The organism is Oceanobacillus aidingensis, assembly GCF_042654105.1.
GTDB lineage: Bacteria > Bacillota > Bacilli > Bacillales > Amphibacillaceae > Oceanobacillus > Oceanobacillus oncorhynchi.
The window spans coordinates 161,816-180,197 of record NZ_JBHSFT010000049.1 but is presented as its reverse complement, the minus strand read 5'-3'; the positions used below and the strand labels follow the sequence as shown (position 1 = coordinate 180,197).

Genomic DNA, 18,382 nt, shown 5'->3' with positions numbered 1-18,382 from the left:
CTATCTTACTTATTATGGGCGGTTTAACTTCTCCTCCGCCATTTCCTGCAAACGAAATTTTTGAATTTTTCCAGTGCTTGTCAGCGGCCAAGCAGAAGCTGATATAACCCAGACATATCTAGGTATTTTAAAACGTGCCAGCTTATCTGCACACCACTGGACGATTTCTTTTCTCGTAACAGCTTCTCCATCATACACTTCAATAAACGCAGCCCCAATTTCTGTTGTCATCGAATCAGGAACCCCTATCACACCCGCTTGTGCAACGGCTGGATGTTCGGAAATAACCGCCTCTACTTCTCTTGGAGCAACCAGCTCTCCAGAAACCTTATACATTTCTTTACTGCGACCTAAAAGCTGTACATAGCCATTTTCATCTATTCTTCCGACATCGCCGGTACGCAGCCAGCCATCTTTATCAATAACTGCCGTTGTTTCTTCAGGCTTATTATAGTATCCGCTCGTCACAGATGGGCCGCGGACAGTTAATTCCCCAACAGCTCCCGCTTCTAAATCCTTTCCATTTTGCGGATCGATGGTTTTATATTCTGTTGCATGTCCTTGGAACTCCGAAAGCCCGCTGGAACCTGCTAATTTAGGACGCCCTACTCTTGTCGAAATCATTTCTAAAGAATCCCCCAGTTCTGTTGTCACTCCCGAGGAGCTTACCTCCGTCTGTCCATACCCGGTAATCATTTCCGTCAACCCCAGCGTATCCATGGCTTTTTTCCATACGGGAACGGGAGCAGGTGCAGCCCCGCACCACATCGCAAAAAGCGAGGACAAATCAAATGCTGACACCTTTGGATGATTTAATAAGGCTACCAGGGTAAATGGAACACATAAGTAATCATTCGCACGATATTTTTCCATTAATTCCAGTGATTTTAACGGGGATGCTCCAAGCGCAGAAATAAAAGAACCGCCAACAAAAGACATAGCCAGTATCGCTTCAACAATGGCAAAGCAATGATAGAACGGCAATGGTGCAAATGTAATCCGGCCTTTCTCAATAGCCCGGCTGTAGCATGTACTAAATGCACAGCGGAGCAGCATATCATGTGTCAGCATGACTCCTTTAGGACTTCCCGTGGAACCAGAAGTGTACATAATAATAGCTGCTTCATCCGGATATAGGGAGGCATTCCAACGCTGTTTCCATTCTTTATCAGAAACCTCCTGGCCTGCGTGCAGGAAATCCTCCCATTTAATAAAGGAATCCAAGATTTCCGTATCTCCTTCTGTCTCCATGCAGATTACTTTTTCCAGTGAAGCATTATCTTGAAATTCTTTTGTTTGCCATAACGCTGCGACTGTTTGAGCGTGTTGCTTATCCTTCACTGTCTCATGCACAACTAAATGATTCGTATCTGACTGCCGTAATATATAGGTTAATTCCGCTTTCGAAAGCATGGAATTCAGCGGAATGAATACAGCTCCGACCATGGATGAAGCAATCATCAGTGACGGATATGCCACATCATTATCCATCAAAACAGCAAGATGATCGCGCCTTTTCACTCCATTATGTATAAGCGCTTTTGCTATTTCTACAGCATGGTCCCATACATTTTGATAGGTATACGTCATCCCGTTAATATGCATGAAAGCTTGATCCGCATAAGCTTCCACACTTTTTTGAAAATGAGCAGCGATAGTATCCCGATTCCAAACAGGATAAGCCTCCAATAACTCCTCTCTTCTTTCATTTACCGTTTTAGCTGTCTTTAGCCCTTGTTGATTGCCCATGAAAAAGAAAATCCCCCTTAAACTGTCTTTATTTTATGTAAATGCGATTTGTTTTCTATTATATCACTATATATTCCGTAAATTAAATGACAGGTTTTTAGCATAAAAAGAAGCAATACCTTCGTAAAAAAACAGGCATTGCTTCTTTCATGCTATTGTTCCGGTTGAATCGTAATCAAACTGATCTGACTCTGGTTAAGAAATCGTATTGGCAATGCTGAAGTCCCCAGACCGCTGTCAATATACAAATAACGCGCATCACCTAATGGATATACGCCCTTCTGTAATTCCGGCAGCAGTCCCTCATCCGGAGCAACAAGCGCCCCTATGAACGGCAGTCTTACCTGTCCGCCATGGGTATGACCGCTTAACACGATATCCGCATCAACCTCCGGGTATTTCTGAATAACGGCGGGAGCATGAGAAAGTAGAATGGTATATTTATCCGTATCTAAGCCGGAAAAAGCCGAAGACATATCTTCATGATTTGTGGATACGTCATTCACGCCAACCATATTAAACAGCTGGCCATCTTTTTCAAATTGTGTATGTTCATTGCTTAGAATGCGTACTCCTCTCTTCTCTAATCCGGCCAAGAAAGCCTCTTTCTCCGGATTTTCATGCTCATGATTGCCAGTGACAAAATAGGTATCCGGGTTTACCTGTACTAAAGCCTCTGCCAGTTCAAAGGCTATCTCCAGATCTTCTGTTTTACGGTCAATCAAATCCCCTGTCAGCACAATGATATCCGTATCCAGCTCACTTACCTTCTCAAGCACCTGTTCATTCCCTGCTCTGAATACACGGCTATGTACATCCGTTATTTGCAGCACGGATAGCTCTGTACCAGCCTCCAGCTTCACACTGGAAAACTGCTCTCTATTAATCTTAAAAGTGTTTGTATCAAAATATACTTTAATCAGCAATGAAAGCATTGCCAGCAGGAGAACGCTTAATATAATCCCTCTTTTTAAATTGTTTTTGGTTTTCTTAGTTCGTTTCATCTTTTAACCTCTTTATCCATCTATTTTTCAGCAGGGAGCATATAACTGCTCCCTCTACCAAATTTTCCCCATTAAAAAACACCAGCACTTTTATTGTACTAGTGTTTTAGCATTTTAGGAAAACAATTTTTCCAGATAATAAGGCATTTGCTTCCGCCACCAAATCCAATCATGGGAAACATCTTCGCCCCATTCATCAAACCAGGCAGGAATCTGCTTCTCTTCAAACGCTTTTTTCAATGTATAAAATGAAGGCAGTCCATCCTGCTCCCAGTCCCCAAGGCCGGTACAGACAATAATATCGGCTGAACGGTAATGATCGATAAACCAGCCATCATTCTGATTCCAGATATAATCACTCGGTGAATTTTCATAGACAAGCGGGTCATTTCCATAATCTCCGAAAAAGAAGCGTGCATCGTATATACCGCTGAGGGCCACCGTCGTCTGAAAAACATCCGGGTGCCTTAAGAAAAAGTTGAGCGCATGATAAGCCCCCATGCTGCAGCCGGTTGTCATCATTGGATGGAACCAGTTTGTTTTATGTTGAATAAATGGAATTGCTTCTGAAATGACATAACGATCGTACGCCTCATGAGCTAATGCGCGGTCATGCGGCGGCTTGGAATCATGCAACCAGCTCTCGCTATCCACGCTGGCTAACGCGAAAAATTGCACCTTTCCCGCTTCAATAAATTCCTGACACGCATCAATCATTCCAAAATCATAGTATTCATAATGTGACCCGCCGGATGATGGAAACACAATAATTGGTGTACCGCTGTGTCCATATCTGTTTAATGGCATCTCCCTTCCTAATTCTCCGCTCCAATGGCTTAACTGTTCCATCTGCATTGTCAAATCCCCTGTCTCTATTTTTTTCGTTCATGTACAAAACGAGTAATTTCATTAACCTCTTCTTCCGTATCCGCATTGATTGCATAAAATTGATTTCCCTGCAGATGGGCAAATGCTTCCGGCATACGCTCAGCAAACTTTACCCTGTCTCCGAATTTATCACGGATTGCTTTGGTATTGTTTTGGTATTGATAGGCGTCCCGCTGGGTAACTCCAATACAATATTGATTCGGAACATCCGGCTTCTTAAATCCGCTTCCTGTTACCAAAGAAGCATACTGTGCAAATAAATCAATCGAGTAAGCATAGTTATACATATCAATGGTGTAGCCGCCAGCCAGACGGTTATTATACTCCAGCGCCACGTAATCTCCATTTTCTAATTGGAAAAACTCAATATGAAAAAAACGTTCCTTCATGCCAAAGATTTTCACAATCGCTTTCCCGTATGCTTCAAGCTTCGGATCAATTTCCTTCTGAATAACATAGAATAGATCCAGCTGCCCCTGAACGAGCTCTAATGTCGGCACATTATATGTAAAACTTGTCTGAAAAGCAATATCTCCATTTTGATCCGTCAGGCCATCAAACGTACACAGCTTTCCGCCTTCCACATAAGGCTCCAGGAAATAAACGGTTGTTTCCTGCCATTCCGCTTCAAAATGACGTATATCTTCATCTGAACTCAATTTAAAGGTCGCAGCCGAGCCGACACCACTATCCGGCTTCGCAATTACAGGAAGCCCTAATTTTCCCACAGCTTTCGACAAATCCTCTTTATTTTTTACGACATAGCCCTCTACCACTGGCACACCAGCTTTTTTAAACAGCTTTTTCATTTCCGATTTAAACTTTACCTTTTTCAAGTCAGCTGTTTTATTCCCATACACATTAAATTGTTCACGAAGCTGCGCATCAAGCTCTAACCAGTGTTCATTATTAGACTCAATTCGGTCAATCGGGCCATGCTTAAAAAACAAAAACGCTACAGCACGCTTTACTTCATCAACATTTTCTAAACTATTGACCCGATAATATTCGCTTAACGATTTTTGTAATTCTGAACCTAATTGATCATAAGGCTCTTCCCCAATTCCAAATACTTGAACGCCTGCACTTTTTAAACGATGCGCAAAAGTCTGAAAATTCTTGGGATAATATGGTGAAATTAGGATATAATTCATATTATTTCTCCTTTCGTTACCTAGGTAAAAATCATTAGATTACCTGTTAAAATACCATTTTTTCAATTTAAAATCAATATAATTTTTAGAAAATTGTCAAATAAGATTAGATAATTAAAAAATACTCGAAAGAAACCGCCGTTTCATCCAATTTGATGAAGTTAATCAACCATGAACCAACTCAAACTCACAATGATTTCCGACGGATTCTATCAATTTTTAAACAGCTATCTCTATCACCAATTTGCACCTAAGAATCGAAAACATTCCGGAAGATGCTTTGACCAGGCTTCCTCATTATGCTCCTCATCCGAAAAAATATTTAAATCGATATGGTCGATAGGAATACCGCCTTTGACCAGCTGTTTATAATACTTTAGCGAACAGTCGATATACGCCTGCTTCATATTACCATACATTAATTGCCGGTCCGCGTCGTCACCCTCCTCTGTCCCGACTTGGACATACACACGCTGTTCCGGATCTAACGTTTCTCTTTCCATATAATGGTCAAATGCTTTGTTAGTAATCCAGTTAGCAAGCGAAAAAATCCCCAGGCCGCCAATTTGATCCTTATATTCAATTCCCATAAAAGCAGAAATATTTCCGCCAAGGGAGCTGCCAATCATTGCCGTATGGTATTTATCTGGTTTAGTTCGATAATGTTCATCGATAAAAGGCTTTACTACTGTCATAATAAATTCAGCAAATTCAGCGCCTCTTCCTCCCAATTCAATATCCTCCGGGAGCGGGCTTTCCGTTATTTTCCATGGTGTATATTCATTAATGCGGTCTCTTTCGCCATTATCAATCCCGACAATAATCATTTTGGGCAAATCCGGATTCCGTTTTATTGCCGGAATCACCTTCCATGAATAACCGCTGTAGGCTTCACTGCTGTAAAAAACATTTTGCCCGTCATGCATATACACAACAGGATAATGCCGATCCTTTTCTTTCCCATAATCCTTTGGCAATAATACCCGCACACGACGGTTCTCTTTTTTATAAGCCATTGGCAGCTCGTGGGATTCCAGCTTTAAATAAAAATAGGATTGTCTCATGTATATTCCTCATTCCGTCAAGATTCTTTAAGCGTTTTTAAAATTGCGGTAATAACAAGCTATCATTCCATTTCATTAAATTTCAGAGAGTAATTCTCAATCTCACCCATGGAAGATTCTACTTCACTGATACTGTGCTGATTTTCTTCCAATGATTGTTGAATCTGACTGCTGTTTTGCGAAATACGGGCCATAGATTCCGAAACCTTCCTTAATATTTCTGCTGTTTTCGCTGTTTGTTCACGGACGGATGTTACTTCTTCCTGTGTTTCTCTAATCGCTTCCCGGCTATTTGCAACCTGTTCGTTTGTCTCCAGGATCAAATCGCTTACTTCAGCAACAGCTTTCGCTGATTGCTCCGCAAGTTTACGCACCTCATCCGCTACCACAGCAAAGCCTTTTCCTTGCTCACCAACTCTTGCTGCTTCGATAGACGCATTTAGAGCTAATAAATTTGTCTGCCCCGCAATCGACTCTACAATAGAAATCACCGATTTGATTTTTTCGGCACTGCCTGTTAATTGTTCCAACCTTTCTACGACAAGTGCCATATGCTTATCCAAATGGGACATGCCTGCATTCGTTGTCTGTGTCTGCTCCATCCCCTGCTGTGCTGATTCACTTGTGGCGGCAGCAATTTCTTCCCCTTGCTTGGATATTTGATTGATTCGATTTGCTTGATCTACCATTTTTATCACAGACTGATTCGTTTCCGAAGACAAGAAGCTCAAGTTCTCAGCTGTTTCTCTCATGGAAGTAATCAGGTTTTGATTCTTTTCATCCATCACAGCTCTTTTCTCTTCAATATCTGCTTCATATGCTTCTAAGACGATCTGCTGCTCGAAATTCAACAGCTTATTTACCACCTGTATCGCATACAAAAAGTTTTCTTTGTCCTGATATGTATCTGATACTAGCTTGGATATTTGAAAGAACAGCTCTTGAAAGGAAGCGATATACCATTTAGGCTGCAAACCAATATGTACATGCACCTGGGCAATCCTCCGGCGCTTGTCAATAAATGCTTGATTAATTTCTCCGGAAAACATTTCTATAACGTGTGTTGCCAATGTTTGTTTTAATCGGCTGACCGAACTGTTGTCTTCGATAATATCCATTAACTCTGGAGAAAGTGCCAAATTAGCATAGAAAGCATCGATAATAATATCAATATTTTCTTGAATCACCGGCTTCAATAATCTGGCAACAGCCAAATCCTGCTTTGTTAACCTGGATATTTTCAGCTGTAACGCTAAATCGGTTTGCTGCAGCTTCTCTAAAACCACAGTTACTTCTTTACTGCTTTCCAATAAACTCTCTTCTCTCTCATCTTTACGAAAAATACTTCTCAACCAACTCACTCCTAAAGCTTATTTTGCAAATGCTCATTATTTCTTACCTGCTCAGCAATCAAAATTTTGTTTGTTCTCTATTTCTTAGTAAAAGAAAATTGTATATGTATCTTTATCATGACACTATTATACAGGATGTGCGTGCATCTATGACTGTCTAAATAAAAAACATCTGCTTCAGAAATAAAGTTGATTCAAAAGTCCTATTATAAAATTAAGATTATTTCTTTTATTAAGAAAATAAACAGCGATTATTCCTTATAATCACCAGACCACTCCTGTTTCATCTTTTATCCCCCTTTTAAATAAAATCAAACAAAAAAGGCATCGATTAATCGAAAGCCTTTTTGTTTTAAAATAACATTATTCTTCATACTAAATTATTCCCTTATGCCTTCACCTATCCCTGAGGCTGTTCGGCATATGTTTTTTCAGGATCGTCCTGATTTGCATCAAGCGCTTCTTTAATCGCTTTTCGTAAATCACGTTCTATTGCCCATTGCTCCATCATTTCTGTCTTAGCAATAACCCGTAAAGTTACCGCAGCTGTATCAAACGTTTGGACACCAATTACATTGGGCCCTTCTACGATTTTAGAATTCATTTCTTTCATTTCATCACAGACGGTTTGAATAATGCCAACTGCTTCATCAATATTATCACTATATGGAATGACAATATCCACTAAAGCCTGCATATTCCCGCGGGTGTGGTTGCTTAGGGAGGTAACTTCCCGATTAGGTACATAGTTTAACGTGCCATCAAAGCCGCGAATTTGCATTGTTCTGAGCCCGACATCTTCTACAACCCCATCATATCCGGCAGCTGTTACATAATCACCAACATCCACCTGCTTCTCCAGCAGTAAGAAAAAGCCTGTAACTACATCACTGACTAATCCTTGCGCACCAAAGCCAATAGCCAGTCCTACCACACCAGCCCCGGCAACTAAACCAGTGGCATTAATATCAAAAATACCAAGAACAACTACTAGCGTAACAAATAGTAAAGCGTAAGAAAACGTACTAATGGTTAAAGACTGCAGCGTTTTCGTTCTGCCTGCCGACATTTTTTTCTTCACTTGTGCTTTGGAAAAGGAATTCCGAATAAATCGCTTTCCAATAGCACGTACAATATAAAATACAATAAGCGTTCCAATCAATTTTAAAAGAATAAATCCAGTATCTAATAGAAGCTGCTCCCAATTTATATTTTCTATCCAATCCATTTCATCTTCTCCTTTACTGCTCTCAATGATTGATGATTATATCAAAAGAGGAATCTAAAGTAAAATAAGACAAAATTCGATGAAATCATTCAATCAACAAAAACAGCATTCGATAAAGTGAAACTTCCTTCAATGGGGATTTTTCGACGCACAACAGTTCTTCGGTGGGGCGAGTGATCGCAGCCCCAGCCCCAGCCAGTTACACTGCGTTAAATTTCATTTCAACAAATACAAAACATTTAATATGAAGATATCTGTTAAACAGAATCTTAGAAATCTATTCCCTAGCCGCTCAAATCACTTTCTTTTAAATCTTTAAAGACTTTATCGCTTTAGTATGATAAAATACTAATGTGTTAAAAACCTGTTTATTGAAATTTTCTACTGGGGGAATAATCTTGAAAACTATAGCTATCATAGGTAGCTCCGGCGGCAACCTGTACAATTTAGGAGGAAAAAATCCAAGGAAATTATTAGACGAAATTGAAAACCAATGCAGTGCTGCAGATTTTAACATCGCTGCCGTTCAATTTATTGCTTCTGACGTTTCCATGGACCAAGCAAAAGCAAGCTCGAAAACAAGCCTTTTTAGTCTAGATGAAGAAGGGCAAGTTACACAAAGCCCTCCAAATACATTAGAACAAATAAACGAACAAGCAAAACAGACAGACGAGCAGATAGCTGCGCTTATACTTAATCAAACAGTTGATGGGTTAATCGTCATGAGTGCGGATCCAAAGTGCGCCAATCAAAATGTCATTAACGCAGCCATTCAAAGGAACATACCGATCGTCGGAACAGGCGGAACGTCCATGGCAACCATCAGCGCACAAGGTGCGAATGTTATTGCTAAATCAGGAACAACTGGTACAACGAACCGAACGCGAGCAATTTCTTTCACTAGCTCCCTTGCAAAATATTGGGATGTAACATATAAACCAATTATTGGAACCACGAGTAAAATGAATGCGGAAAACAGCGGAAGCATTTGGAAAAATATGAATATCCGCGGTATCATGGTTTCTGCATTGCCTGGTTTTATTGCGATGGCACTTGTTCTTGCGTTAAGTAAGATTCCGATATTCAGTGGTCTAGAAGATATTTTTGATATAATGATTGGAGCACTTCCGATTATTATCGCTGCAATTGCCGCCAAACAAGTGTCTAATTTAGACGAGGTATCAATTGTAGCCGGGGTTGTAGCTGGTGTATTATCCGTTAATGGCGGTATTATTGGCGGTCTCATTGGTGGTATTTTAGCAGGAGTTTTCGTACATTATTTCTTTCAAAAATGCATCAGCTGGAAATTTCCGATGACAACCGTAAATATCGTCACTGGAGGCCTAGCCGGTTTATTCGCAGGGCTGTTAGTCTACTTTTTATTCGCGCCGATCGCATTGTTCATCGGGGATGGAATTAAAATTGCAATCGAGGCAGCCATTGCATATAACCCTATTTTAGCGGGGTTACTAGGCGGTCTGCTTATTTGGCCGGCCATTTTAGGCGGGATATACCATGCAGCTATTTTGCCAATCGTATTATTAGAAATGGAAAAAACAGGCGTAAGCTTCTTAGGAGCCATTGATATGGTTGGTTTAGTTATGGTATCTGCTGGAATCAACTTAGCAAACATCGTTGCTCCGAGGGAGAAAGGAGAAGCAGCTGCTGCAACCCCAGGATTCTTGATCAATATGGGATTCGGAACATTTGTGGAAGCAGCCTATCCGTTCATGTTCTCAAATAAAATCGTATTCGCCGGTGCCATTTTATCTGCCGGAGTCGGCGGCGCCCTAGTCGGCCTGTTCGACGTTCGCGGGACCGCCTACGTTCCAACATTCACCACACCATTTTTATCTGATAATCCATACGGATTTATCATCGCCATGCTTGCAGCTTTTATATTATCTTTTGCGATTACATTGATTGCAAATAAGAGAAAAAAAGTGGATATTGTAGATAAGGGCGTAAATGCTTAACAATTGAAAACAAACAGTATAGTTAGAACGATGACTAGAAGGGAAATCAAACGCATTACGAAAATAAAAGACCGATCCGAAGAGCTGGAAATATATCCAGCTCTTCGGATCGGTTTAGTTACCAACTGTATTTTAAATCAACTCTTATAAAGGCATGGTATATCCTGTTGAAATCGTGCTGCTATACTACATGAAATTACGACTACAAATGGAATATACAGCACTTTTCTTTTTTTAATAATGAATCCCTTTATCCAGCCATTTTGCAGCTGCTTCAAACATTCCCTCCGCTAAGGTTGGATGCGGAAAAATCATATCCTCCAACTCTTCTACCGTCCCTTCTAAGTACATGAAAGAAGTTGCCTGACTGATCATTTCCGTCACATGGGCGCCAGCAAGCACCACACCGAGGATTTCACCATACTTTTCTTCGGAGATAATTTTCATAAATCCGCTGTTTTCGGCAGAAGCTATTCCTTTTCCATTAGCGGCTAAGTCTACTTTTTGAGCTTTCACCTGATAGCCCGCTGCTTTCGCCTGCTCTTCTGTCATCCCAACACTTGCAATCTCAGGAAATGTATAAATACAGCGTGGCATAATGAAATCTTTTGGATGTGTTTCACCTAAAATATGACTGACTGCACGAATTCCTTCTTCACTCGCTGCATGTGCAAGCTGGTATCCGCCAATTAAGTCTCCGATAGCATAAATCCCTTTTACATTGGTCTGCATCGATTTATCCACTTTGACAAATTTGCCTTCATAGTTAATAGAAAGGTCATTCAATCCGGTCAAATTAGGTTCGCGTCCCACAGAAACAAGGACACTATCTGTTTCCAGACTCGTTTCTTTTCCGTCCTTTTCTAATTTGACCACCGTTTTCTTATCCTTCTTCAATTCCAGCACCTTTGCACTGGTATGCATGCCTATCCCTTTTCTTTTCAGCTCATTTGCTAGATAATCAGCTGCTTCCTTGTCTTCTGCAGGAATGATACGATCTGCCATTTCCACAATTTCTACTTTCGTTCCTAAGCTTTGAAAAATACAGGCGATTTCCAATCCAATGACCCCGCCGCCGACAATAACTAAATGCTCCGGGACCTCTTCTATATCGAATATCGTATCACTTGTATAATAAGGAACTTCATTAAGCCCCGAAAGGTTAGGAACAAAAGGCTTGGAGCCGTTTGCCAGAATAATAGATTCCGCTTCCAGCTTTTCTGTTTTCTCTCCGGTATCAACCGTAATTATTTTTTGATTATCCACTGTTCCATAACCAGAATATAGCTTTATTTTATTCGCTTTTAATAGACTGTTAATCCCGTTTTGTAGCTGCTGAATAACCTGATTCTTTCTATTAATCATTGTTTTTAATTCCAATGAATATGAATCAACCTGGATTCCAAACTTTTTCGCATCTTTTATTTGATTGATTACTTCTGCATTTTTTAATAATGTTTTAGAAGGAATACAGCCACGATTTAAACAAGTTCCACCCAGGTCTCTTCCTTCTACCAGCGCAACAGACAAGCCCAGCTTTGCAGCTCGGATTGCCGATACATATCCTCCGGGACCGCTGCCAACTATCGCTACATCAAATTTTGTCATTTACTCCGCCCCTTAAACTAATAAACTGTATGGATTTTCAAGATTCGCCTTCAAGTCCGTTAAGAATGCTGCAGCTGGTGCACCATCAATTGCACGGTGATCAAAGGACAGACTAAGCACCATCATTGGACGAGCTGTCAGTTCTCCATCTACAACAACAGGCTTTTCAACAATTCTTCCAACACCTAAAATCGCTGTTTCCGGTCCATTAATAATAGGAGTGAAGGCATCAATGGCATACATTCCCAAGTTACTGATGGTAAAGGTACTTCCGCGCATTTCATCCGGTTTTAGTTTATTTTCTCTTGCCTTCTTGCCCAGTTCTTTACTAGTTTGAGTTAACGCAGCCAGACCTTTTTGATTTACATTTTTAATAGAAGGCACAATCAATCCATTATCTACAGCAACTGCCAGTCCGATATTGACTTCATTGTTCATCACAATTTCATCACCAATTAAAGAGGCATTTAATTTTGGATGCTTCATAAGTGCATTGGCAGTTGCTTTTATAATCACTTCGGTAAAGGATAACCGGTATCCCGTATCTTTTTCAATCACAGGAAGCAATGATTTACGCAGGTCAATAACATTCGTCATATCCACGTCGCTTGTCAAGGTTACATGCGGGATGGATTGAACGCTTTGTACCATTTTGTCAGCAACCGCTTTACGAAGTCCTTTGAGCTTTATACGTTCTGCTGGCTCAGATTCCGTTTCTTTTGAAATTTCATCTGCTTTTTCCAGATAAGAAAGTACATCCTGCTTTTCAATTTTTCCGCGCGCCCCTGTACCCGTAATTTGATTTAAATCAATTCCATGGTCAGCTGCTATTTTCTCTGCCAACGGCGTCACAGCTATCACACCTGCGACAAGAGCTGCTTCGACATCCTGTTGATGTACCCTTCCATTTGGACCAGAGCCGGAAATAGCGGATAAGGAAAGATCATTCTCGCGGGAAATCCGTCTGGCAGCAGGAGTCGCTCTGACTTTTCCGTCCTTATTTTCTTCTTGATCAGAATCGGTACTAACTGTTTGCTCCTGTCCCTCAGCAGATGCTTCTTCCTGGACATTTTCTACTGATTCAGATTCTTCGGAAGCTGCCGGCGGATTATCAGGAACTTTTTCTCCTGCTTCTCCTATATAACCAATACAAGCATTTACTTCGACCTCATCATCCACTTTAAAATATTTCTTTAGCAGTATGCCCTCTTCATATGACTCAACTTCAATATTGATTTTATCCGTCATAATTTCGAATAGGGGCTCCCCCATTTCAACAGAATCTCCCTCTTCTTTAAACCATTGAAGCAGGGTGCCCACTTCCATCGTACTGCTTAGCTTAGGCATAAATATTTCTTTAGCCACCTGAATCCCTCCTTTCTATGCTTTATTTAATGTTTCCTTCACTGCCTGGATAATATCTGGAACCTGCGGCACATGCATTTTCTCTAATTCCGGGTTATATGGAATCGGCGAAGAGGCACCGCCCAATCGTTTAATCGGCGCATCTAAATAATCAAATGCTTCACTCTCTGCAATCATACTGGCAATCTCTGCACCATAACCGCCTCTTTTTACCGCTTCATGGACAACAACTAAACGAGATGTTTTGGAAACAGATTGAATAATTGTTTCTGTATCCAGCGGTACTAATGTGCGCGGATCAACAACTTCTGCACTGATGCCTTCCTTCTCCAGCTCCTCAGCTGCTTCTAAAGCACGGTGTACCATAATAGCTGTTGCTACGATTGTTACATCTGTTCCTTCCCGCTTAATATCTGCCTTTCCCAGCGGGATGCTGTATTGCTCTTCCGGTACGTCCCCTTTTGTTTTATAAAGTAATTTATGCTCATAAAAAATCACCGGATTATCATCATCCATCGCTGCTTTTAATAGTCCTTTTACATCATGCGCTGTAGAAGGCTGAACAACTTTCAAACCAGGAACATGAGCCACCCAAGCCTCTAAACTTTGCGAATGCTGTGCAGCTGCTCCTGTACCTGATCCGCTTGGCGTACGTAAAACCATCGGAACTTTTCCTTTTCCGCCATACATATAACGAATCTTCGCGGCCTGATTCACCATTTGATCCATCGCAATCGTAATAAAATCAGAAAACTGCAGCTCTAAAATCGGGCGCATCCCAGTCAACGCTGCACCAACTGCCGCACCGGCAATCCCAGATTCGCTGATTGGCGTATTTCGTATTCGCTCCGGACCAAATTCTTCAATCATTCCCCGGGTAACTCCAAAAGCTCCTCCATATACCCCTATATCTTCACCAAGAATAAAAACATCTTCATTTTGACGCATCTCTTGGCTCATTGCTTCACGAACTGCTTCTAAATATGTTAATTCTCTCATTTTCTTTCCTCCTTTGAACATCCACTTTAAGCAAATACATCCGTTAATAAATCACCCTTCGTAGGCATCGGGCCCTCTTCAGCAAAAGCAACTGCGTCTTCAATTTCTTTTAAAGCATCTTTTCGCAGTGATTCCGCCTGTTCTTCCGTGATAATAGATTCACTGATTAACAGTTCCTTAAGTCGTTTGATTGGATCTTTTTCTTTCCATTCTGTTTCTTCATCACGGGTACGATACTTTTTAGCATCACTTTTCGAGTGACCCTTCCAACGATAGGTTTTTGCTTCAATTAAGGTTGGTCCTTCCCCGTTTTTAGCACGCTCAAGCGCATCATTTGTGACATTCATCATTTCAATAAGGTCATTTCCGTCAGCTACCACTCCAGGGATGCCATAGGATTTTGCTCTTGTTGCAATATCCTCTATCTTCACCATTTCCTTCACAGGGCCAGACATGCCGTATTGGTTGTTTTCGCAAACAAAGATAACTGGCAAATTCCAAACTGCAGCAAGGTTCACTGCTTCATGAAAACTTCCTTCATTCGTAGCGCCATCCCCAAAAAAGCAGACAGTTACATAATTTAACTTTTTCATCGATGCTGTTAATGCCGAGCCGACAGCTAATGGAATCCCTCCGCCAACGATACCGTTTGCACCAAGATTACCCATTTCTACATCTGCAATATGCATGGATCCGCCTTTTCCCTTACAATAGCCTGTTGTTCTGCCGAATAACTCTGCCATCATTTTATCCGGCGTAGCTCCTTTAGCGATGCAATGACCATGCCCGCGATGCGTGCTGGTAATTTTATCTTCTTTCTCTAGTAAAGCGCATACGCCTGCAGCGCTTGCTTCTTGTCCTACTGCTAAGTGCGTTGTTCCATGGATTTTACCTTTTGCAAAGAATTGATCTACTTTCTCTTCGAAAAAACGGATTGTCCACATTTGTTTATAGAGTTCTACCAGTTTTTCATTTGTAATCTTATCTGGAACGTTTAATTTTGACATAAATTTCATCCTTTCCTTTTGTTCTTATTAGGCACAAATGTAAAAATGTGTGTAAATGAATATGCCTTGCTAAAGCGCAAAACACATCCTGATTAACCCCAGTTTATTAAAACTCTCTATCTTGAATAGAACGAAGCTTCCAAATAGTAGATTCTTCTGTTTGTTCTACGGCATCATAGGTAATAATCTCACCTTTTTTAATATCTTTCTTCAATACAACATTTCTATCAACCAACCCTAGCGGAAGAGCTTTTTGTTCTTTAGCTTCTTCAGCTTTTAAAATATGTCCATAAACGGTATAGCCGCCGATATAATCCAGATGCTCCCCTTCCTTCAAATCTTTTTTAGCTACTGTAACCGTTTCTGCCTGTAATCCATAATAAGGAGCAATCGTTGCCTCATGATCAATATATGCTTTAGCAATGGATAATGGCGTTTCTAAACTAGTTAAATGATATGGACGATATAACACATAATTTGGCCCATCTCCCATTTTTAAATATTGCATTTCTGCATTAACTTCTTCTTTATCAGAAGCAATGATGGCAAATACGCCTGGTGCGATTCCGTTGATAAACTCTACAATTCTTTTTCCATTTACCTCTCCGCCTTTGTCCTTTTCAAGAAAGACTTTTGGCAATTCTTGAACAGAGGCTTCAAAACCGTGCATTCCGGGCTTATCTGGTGAAAATCCAGTTGCATTTGCAACAGCATTCATCTCAACCATTGTTTTTGTTCCATCTTGGAAGGATGCAAGCATTTTAGGGGATGACCCTTTTTCTTTAGCCTCTGCTTCCGCCGTTGTCGGATTCGCTTCTAAATTTAACGGATTATTTTTCCCTTTTCCGAGTGCTACAATTTCAAATCCCATCGCATCCGCAAAATCATATAATTCCATAATTGCTCCAGGCTCATCCCCTGCAGATCCTGTATATACGACGCCGGCAGAATCCGCCATTTTTTTGAGCAGCGGTCCGACCGTAACATCCGCTTCAACATTTAACATAATAATATGTTTATTATTTAAAATAGAATCCCAGGCAATTTCTGCTCCTACATTTGGAATACCCGTAGCATCTACTACAACGTCTACTTCAGGGAGAGAGGTTACAAGTTTCATATCTTTTGTAGCAACTACTTTATCTTCCTGAACCGCTTTAGACGCTGCCTCTTTATCATTTGTTTCTTGAATACTGGCAGCATCGATTCCAGCATGTTTATAAGCATTTGTCACATTCTCTACTGCTAAATCGGAAGTAATTACTACCCGCATCCCTTTCATACCCTCAATTTGTGAAATCATCCCTCTTCCCATTTGTCCGGCGCCTACAAGACCAACTTTGATATAAGATCCTTCATTTTGTAATTTTTCAAGTTTTCTATTTAAATTTAACATGGAAACGCACTCCTTCTATGACTAATTTATAATCTGTGAAATGAAATTGTAGAACCTGTCTCTATATGAGGAATTTCTTTTTTTTCCAGATAAACCGTACCCGGCATATCATATTCCGTTTCACCTTCAAAATTAAATGTGGCATGGCCTAGCTGTGACAACGTTTCATTTGCTTTATCTCCAACATGAAGGATACGGAAAAGTTCACCGTTGATTATCATGTTATCGCCAGACTTAATGTCTTGATGAAATGCGCCATCGTGAATAACAGCAATCGTTTTCAAATCTTCTGGCACGGTATTATTAAATAAAATCAATATACCTTCCTCTTTCATCAGCTCTACATCTTCCCCAACTTCAGTTACATTTAAATCTAATTGTAATTGACTCATCTAAATCACCCTTCAACGCACAAAATTTTCTGTAAGAATTTCTAATAATCTTTATTTTATAAATCCACTATACATGACATCTCATCTTTTTACAAATGTTATATCTGTTTACATTTGTAAAAAATCTCGAGTTAATTAACTGTAAAGTCCAAAACTAGCAAGATAAGCAATAACTACTGCTATTGGTCCAGTAATTAATCTAGAGAATAATACTGCCGGAACTCCAACCTCAACTGTTTCTGCTTCTGCTTCCCCAAGCGTTAATCCAACTGGCACAAAATCTGTACCAACTTGCGGATTAATAGCAAACAATGCCGGTAATGCCATTTGTGGAGGTATATTACCATTTGCGATTTCCACACCAATGAGTACTCCGACAACCTGAGCAATTACTGCGCCCGGTGCGAGTAATGGAGATATTACTGGAATGGCAGCGATAAATGACAGGATTAGCATTCCAATAAGACTTGTTGCTAACGGAGCAACTAAATTAGCAATCATATCACCGATTCCTGTAAATGTGATGATACCCATTAATGCGCTTACAAAAGCCATAAACGGCAAGATATTTTTAATAACCGTTTCAATTGTATCTCGTCCTGATTGGAAGAAGACACTTACGACATTCCCCACTTTATTTCCCAGGATCTCAATAAATCTCATTATCGGATTCTTTTTCTTTCCATTACCGTTCTTAGATTCAGCTACTTTTGATTTTGCTTCTTCTTTTACCTGTTGGGCAACCTTTTTATCCATTAAATCTGGTGCATCATCATTCTCAACTTTTGCCGTTGTAACTGCTTCTCCAGATGCATCCACAATTTCAAATTGACTTTGACTCTCTACTCCGGATACGAAATTACCTTCATTAATAAACTTCATTAATGGCCCGGATGGCGAATTACTAAATGTGTTAATTGTCTTTACTCCCATTCGCGGATATACCCCGCTTCTCGCCGTTCCACCGCAATTAATAACTGCCGCTGCTATTTCTTCTTTCGGTACAGACTTTTCAAAACCATCTATCGCAATAGCTCCCGTTTGTTCTGCTAAAGCTTGTGCAACTTCATGGATTCCCCCGCCAGTTACAGAAATAATATATTTTTGTTCTTCACTAGGCTGAATTACTAATGGACCACCCCATCCAGAAGGTCCTTTATGAACTTTTACCGCTTTAAATTCACTCACTCTCTATCCCTC

15 protein-coding genes are annotated in these 18,382 nt (G+C 40.4%); 1 reads left to right on the top strand and 14 read right to left on the bottom strand.

The window, feature by feature from the left end; genetic code table 11:
• Positions 1 to 12: 12 nt before the first annotated feature.
• From ACFO3P_RS20300 to ACFO3P_RS20270, 7 genes are all read right to left on the bottom strand, one after another.
• Positions 13 to 1,749 carry a class I adenylate-forming enzyme family protein gene (locus tag ACFO3P_RS20300; protein WP_289584613.1) on the bottom strand — a complete coding sequence of 579 codons (1,737 nt, stop codon included), beginning with the start codon at positions 1,747 to 1,749 and terminating at the stop codon, positions 13 to 15.
• Positions 1,750 to 1,901: 152 nt separating this feature from the next.
• The gene (locus ACFO3P_RS20295; RefSeq protein ID WP_289584614.1) at positions 1,902 to 2,753 is read right to left on the bottom strand and encodes a metallophosphoesterase; all 852 of its coding nucleotides are present in this window, start codon (positions 2,751 to 2,753) and stop codon (positions 1,902 to 1,904) included.
• 114 nt (positions 2,754 to 2,867) lie between these two features.
• Positions 2,868 to 3,608, bottom strand: a complete 741-nt coding sequence (locus ACFO3P_RS20290) for an esterase family protein (protein WP_042533650.1) — start codon at positions 3,606 to 3,608, stop codon at positions 2,868 to 2,870.
• Positions 3,609 to 3,625: 17 nt separating this feature from the next.
• A complete protein-coding gene (locus tag ACFO3P_RS20285) occupies positions 3,626 to 4,795 on the bottom strand; it encodes an ATP-grasp domain-containing protein (RefSeq protein ID WP_289584615.1) in 1,170 nt (389 codons plus the stop codon).
• 236 nt (positions 4,796 to 5,031) lie between these two features.
• A complete protein-coding gene (locus tag ACFO3P_RS20280; protein WP_042533648.1) occupies positions 5,032 to 5,859 on the bottom strand; it encodes an alpha/beta hydrolase in 828 nt (275 codons plus the stop codon).
• Between the two features lie 62 nt (positions 5,860 to 5,921).
• Positions 5,922 to 7,211, bottom strand: a complete 1,290-nt coding sequence (locus ACFO3P_RS20275) for a globin-coupled sensor protein (protein ID WP_052485051.1) — start codon at positions 7,209 to 7,211, stop codon at positions 5,922 to 5,924.
• Between the two features lie 400 nt (positions 7,212 to 7,611).
• Positions 7,612 to 8,439, bottom strand: coding sequence for a mechanosensitive ion channel family protein (locus ACFO3P_RS20270; protein WP_193062005.1), 828 nt, complete (start codon positions 8,437 to 8,439; stop codon positions 7,612 to 7,614).
• Between the two features lie 398 nt (positions 8,440 to 8,837).
• Here ACFO3P_RS20270 and ACFO3P_RS20265 point away from each other — a divergent pair, with 398 nt between their 5' ends.
• Positions 8,838 to 10,415: a PTS sugar transporter gene (locus ACFO3P_RS20265; protein WP_193062004.1), complete on the top strand. Its 1,578-nt coding sequence runs from the start codon at positions 8,838 to 8,840 to the stop codon at positions 10,413 to 10,415.
• 234 nt (positions 10,416 to 10,649) lie between these two features.
• On the opposite strand, the gene lpdA is transcribed toward ACFO3P_RS20265, so the two are convergent.
• From lpdA to srlE, 7 genes are all read right to left on the bottom strand, one after another.
• The gene (gene lpdA, locus ACFO3P_RS20260) at positions 10,650 to 12,023 is read right to left on the bottom strand and encodes a dihydrolipoyl dehydrogenase (RefSeq protein ID WP_289584616.1); all 1,374 of its coding nucleotides are present in this window, start codon (positions 12,021 to 12,023) and stop codon (positions 10,650 to 10,652) included.
• A 12-nt stretch (positions 12,024 to 12,035) separates the two neighbouring features.
• Entirely contained in the window at positions 12,036 to 13,388 is a 1,353-nt protein-coding gene (locus ACFO3P_RS20255) for a dihydrolipoamide acetyltransferase family protein (protein ID WP_042533644.1), read from the bottom strand.
• Between the two features lie 15 nt (positions 13,389 to 13,403).
• The gene (locus tag ACFO3P_RS20250) at positions 13,404 to 14,387 is read right to left on the bottom strand and encodes an alpha-ketoacid dehydrogenase subunit beta (RefSeq protein WP_042533643.1); all 984 of its coding nucleotides are present in this window, start codon (positions 14,385 to 14,387) and stop codon (positions 13,404 to 13,406) included.
• A 26-nt stretch (positions 14,388 to 14,413) separates the two neighbouring features.
• Positions 14,414 to 15,394 (bottom strand): thiamine pyrophosphate-dependent dehydrogenase E1 component subunit alpha, encoded by a 981-nt coding sequence (locus ACFO3P_RS20245; RefSeq protein WP_042533642.1) that lies wholly within the window; start codon positions 15,392 to 15,394, stop codon positions 14,414 to 14,416.
• A 106-nt stretch (positions 15,395 to 15,500) separates the two neighbouring features.
• On the bottom strand, positions 15,501 to 16,790 hold the full coding sequence (locus tag ACFO3P_RS20240) for an NAD(P)H-dependent oxidoreductase (protein WP_193062002.1): 1,290 nt from the start codon (positions 16,788 to 16,790) through the stop codon (positions 15,501 to 15,503).
• A 26-nt stretch (positions 16,791 to 16,816) separates the two neighbouring features.
• Positions 16,817 to 17,182: a PTS glucitol/sorbitol transporter subunit IIA gene (locus ACFO3P_RS20235; RefSeq protein WP_042533640.1), complete on the bottom strand. Its 366-nt coding sequence runs from the start codon at positions 17,180 to 17,182 to the stop codon at positions 16,817 to 16,819.
• Between the two features lie 135 nt (positions 17,183 to 17,317).
• Positions 17,318 to 18,370, bottom strand: coding sequence for a PTS glucitol/sorbitol transporter subunit IIB (srlE, locus tag ACFO3P_RS20230; protein WP_256706172.1), 1,053 nt, complete (start codon positions 18,368 to 18,370; stop codon positions 17,318 to 17,320).
• Between the last annotated feature and the right edge of the window lie 12 nt (positions 18,371 to 18,382).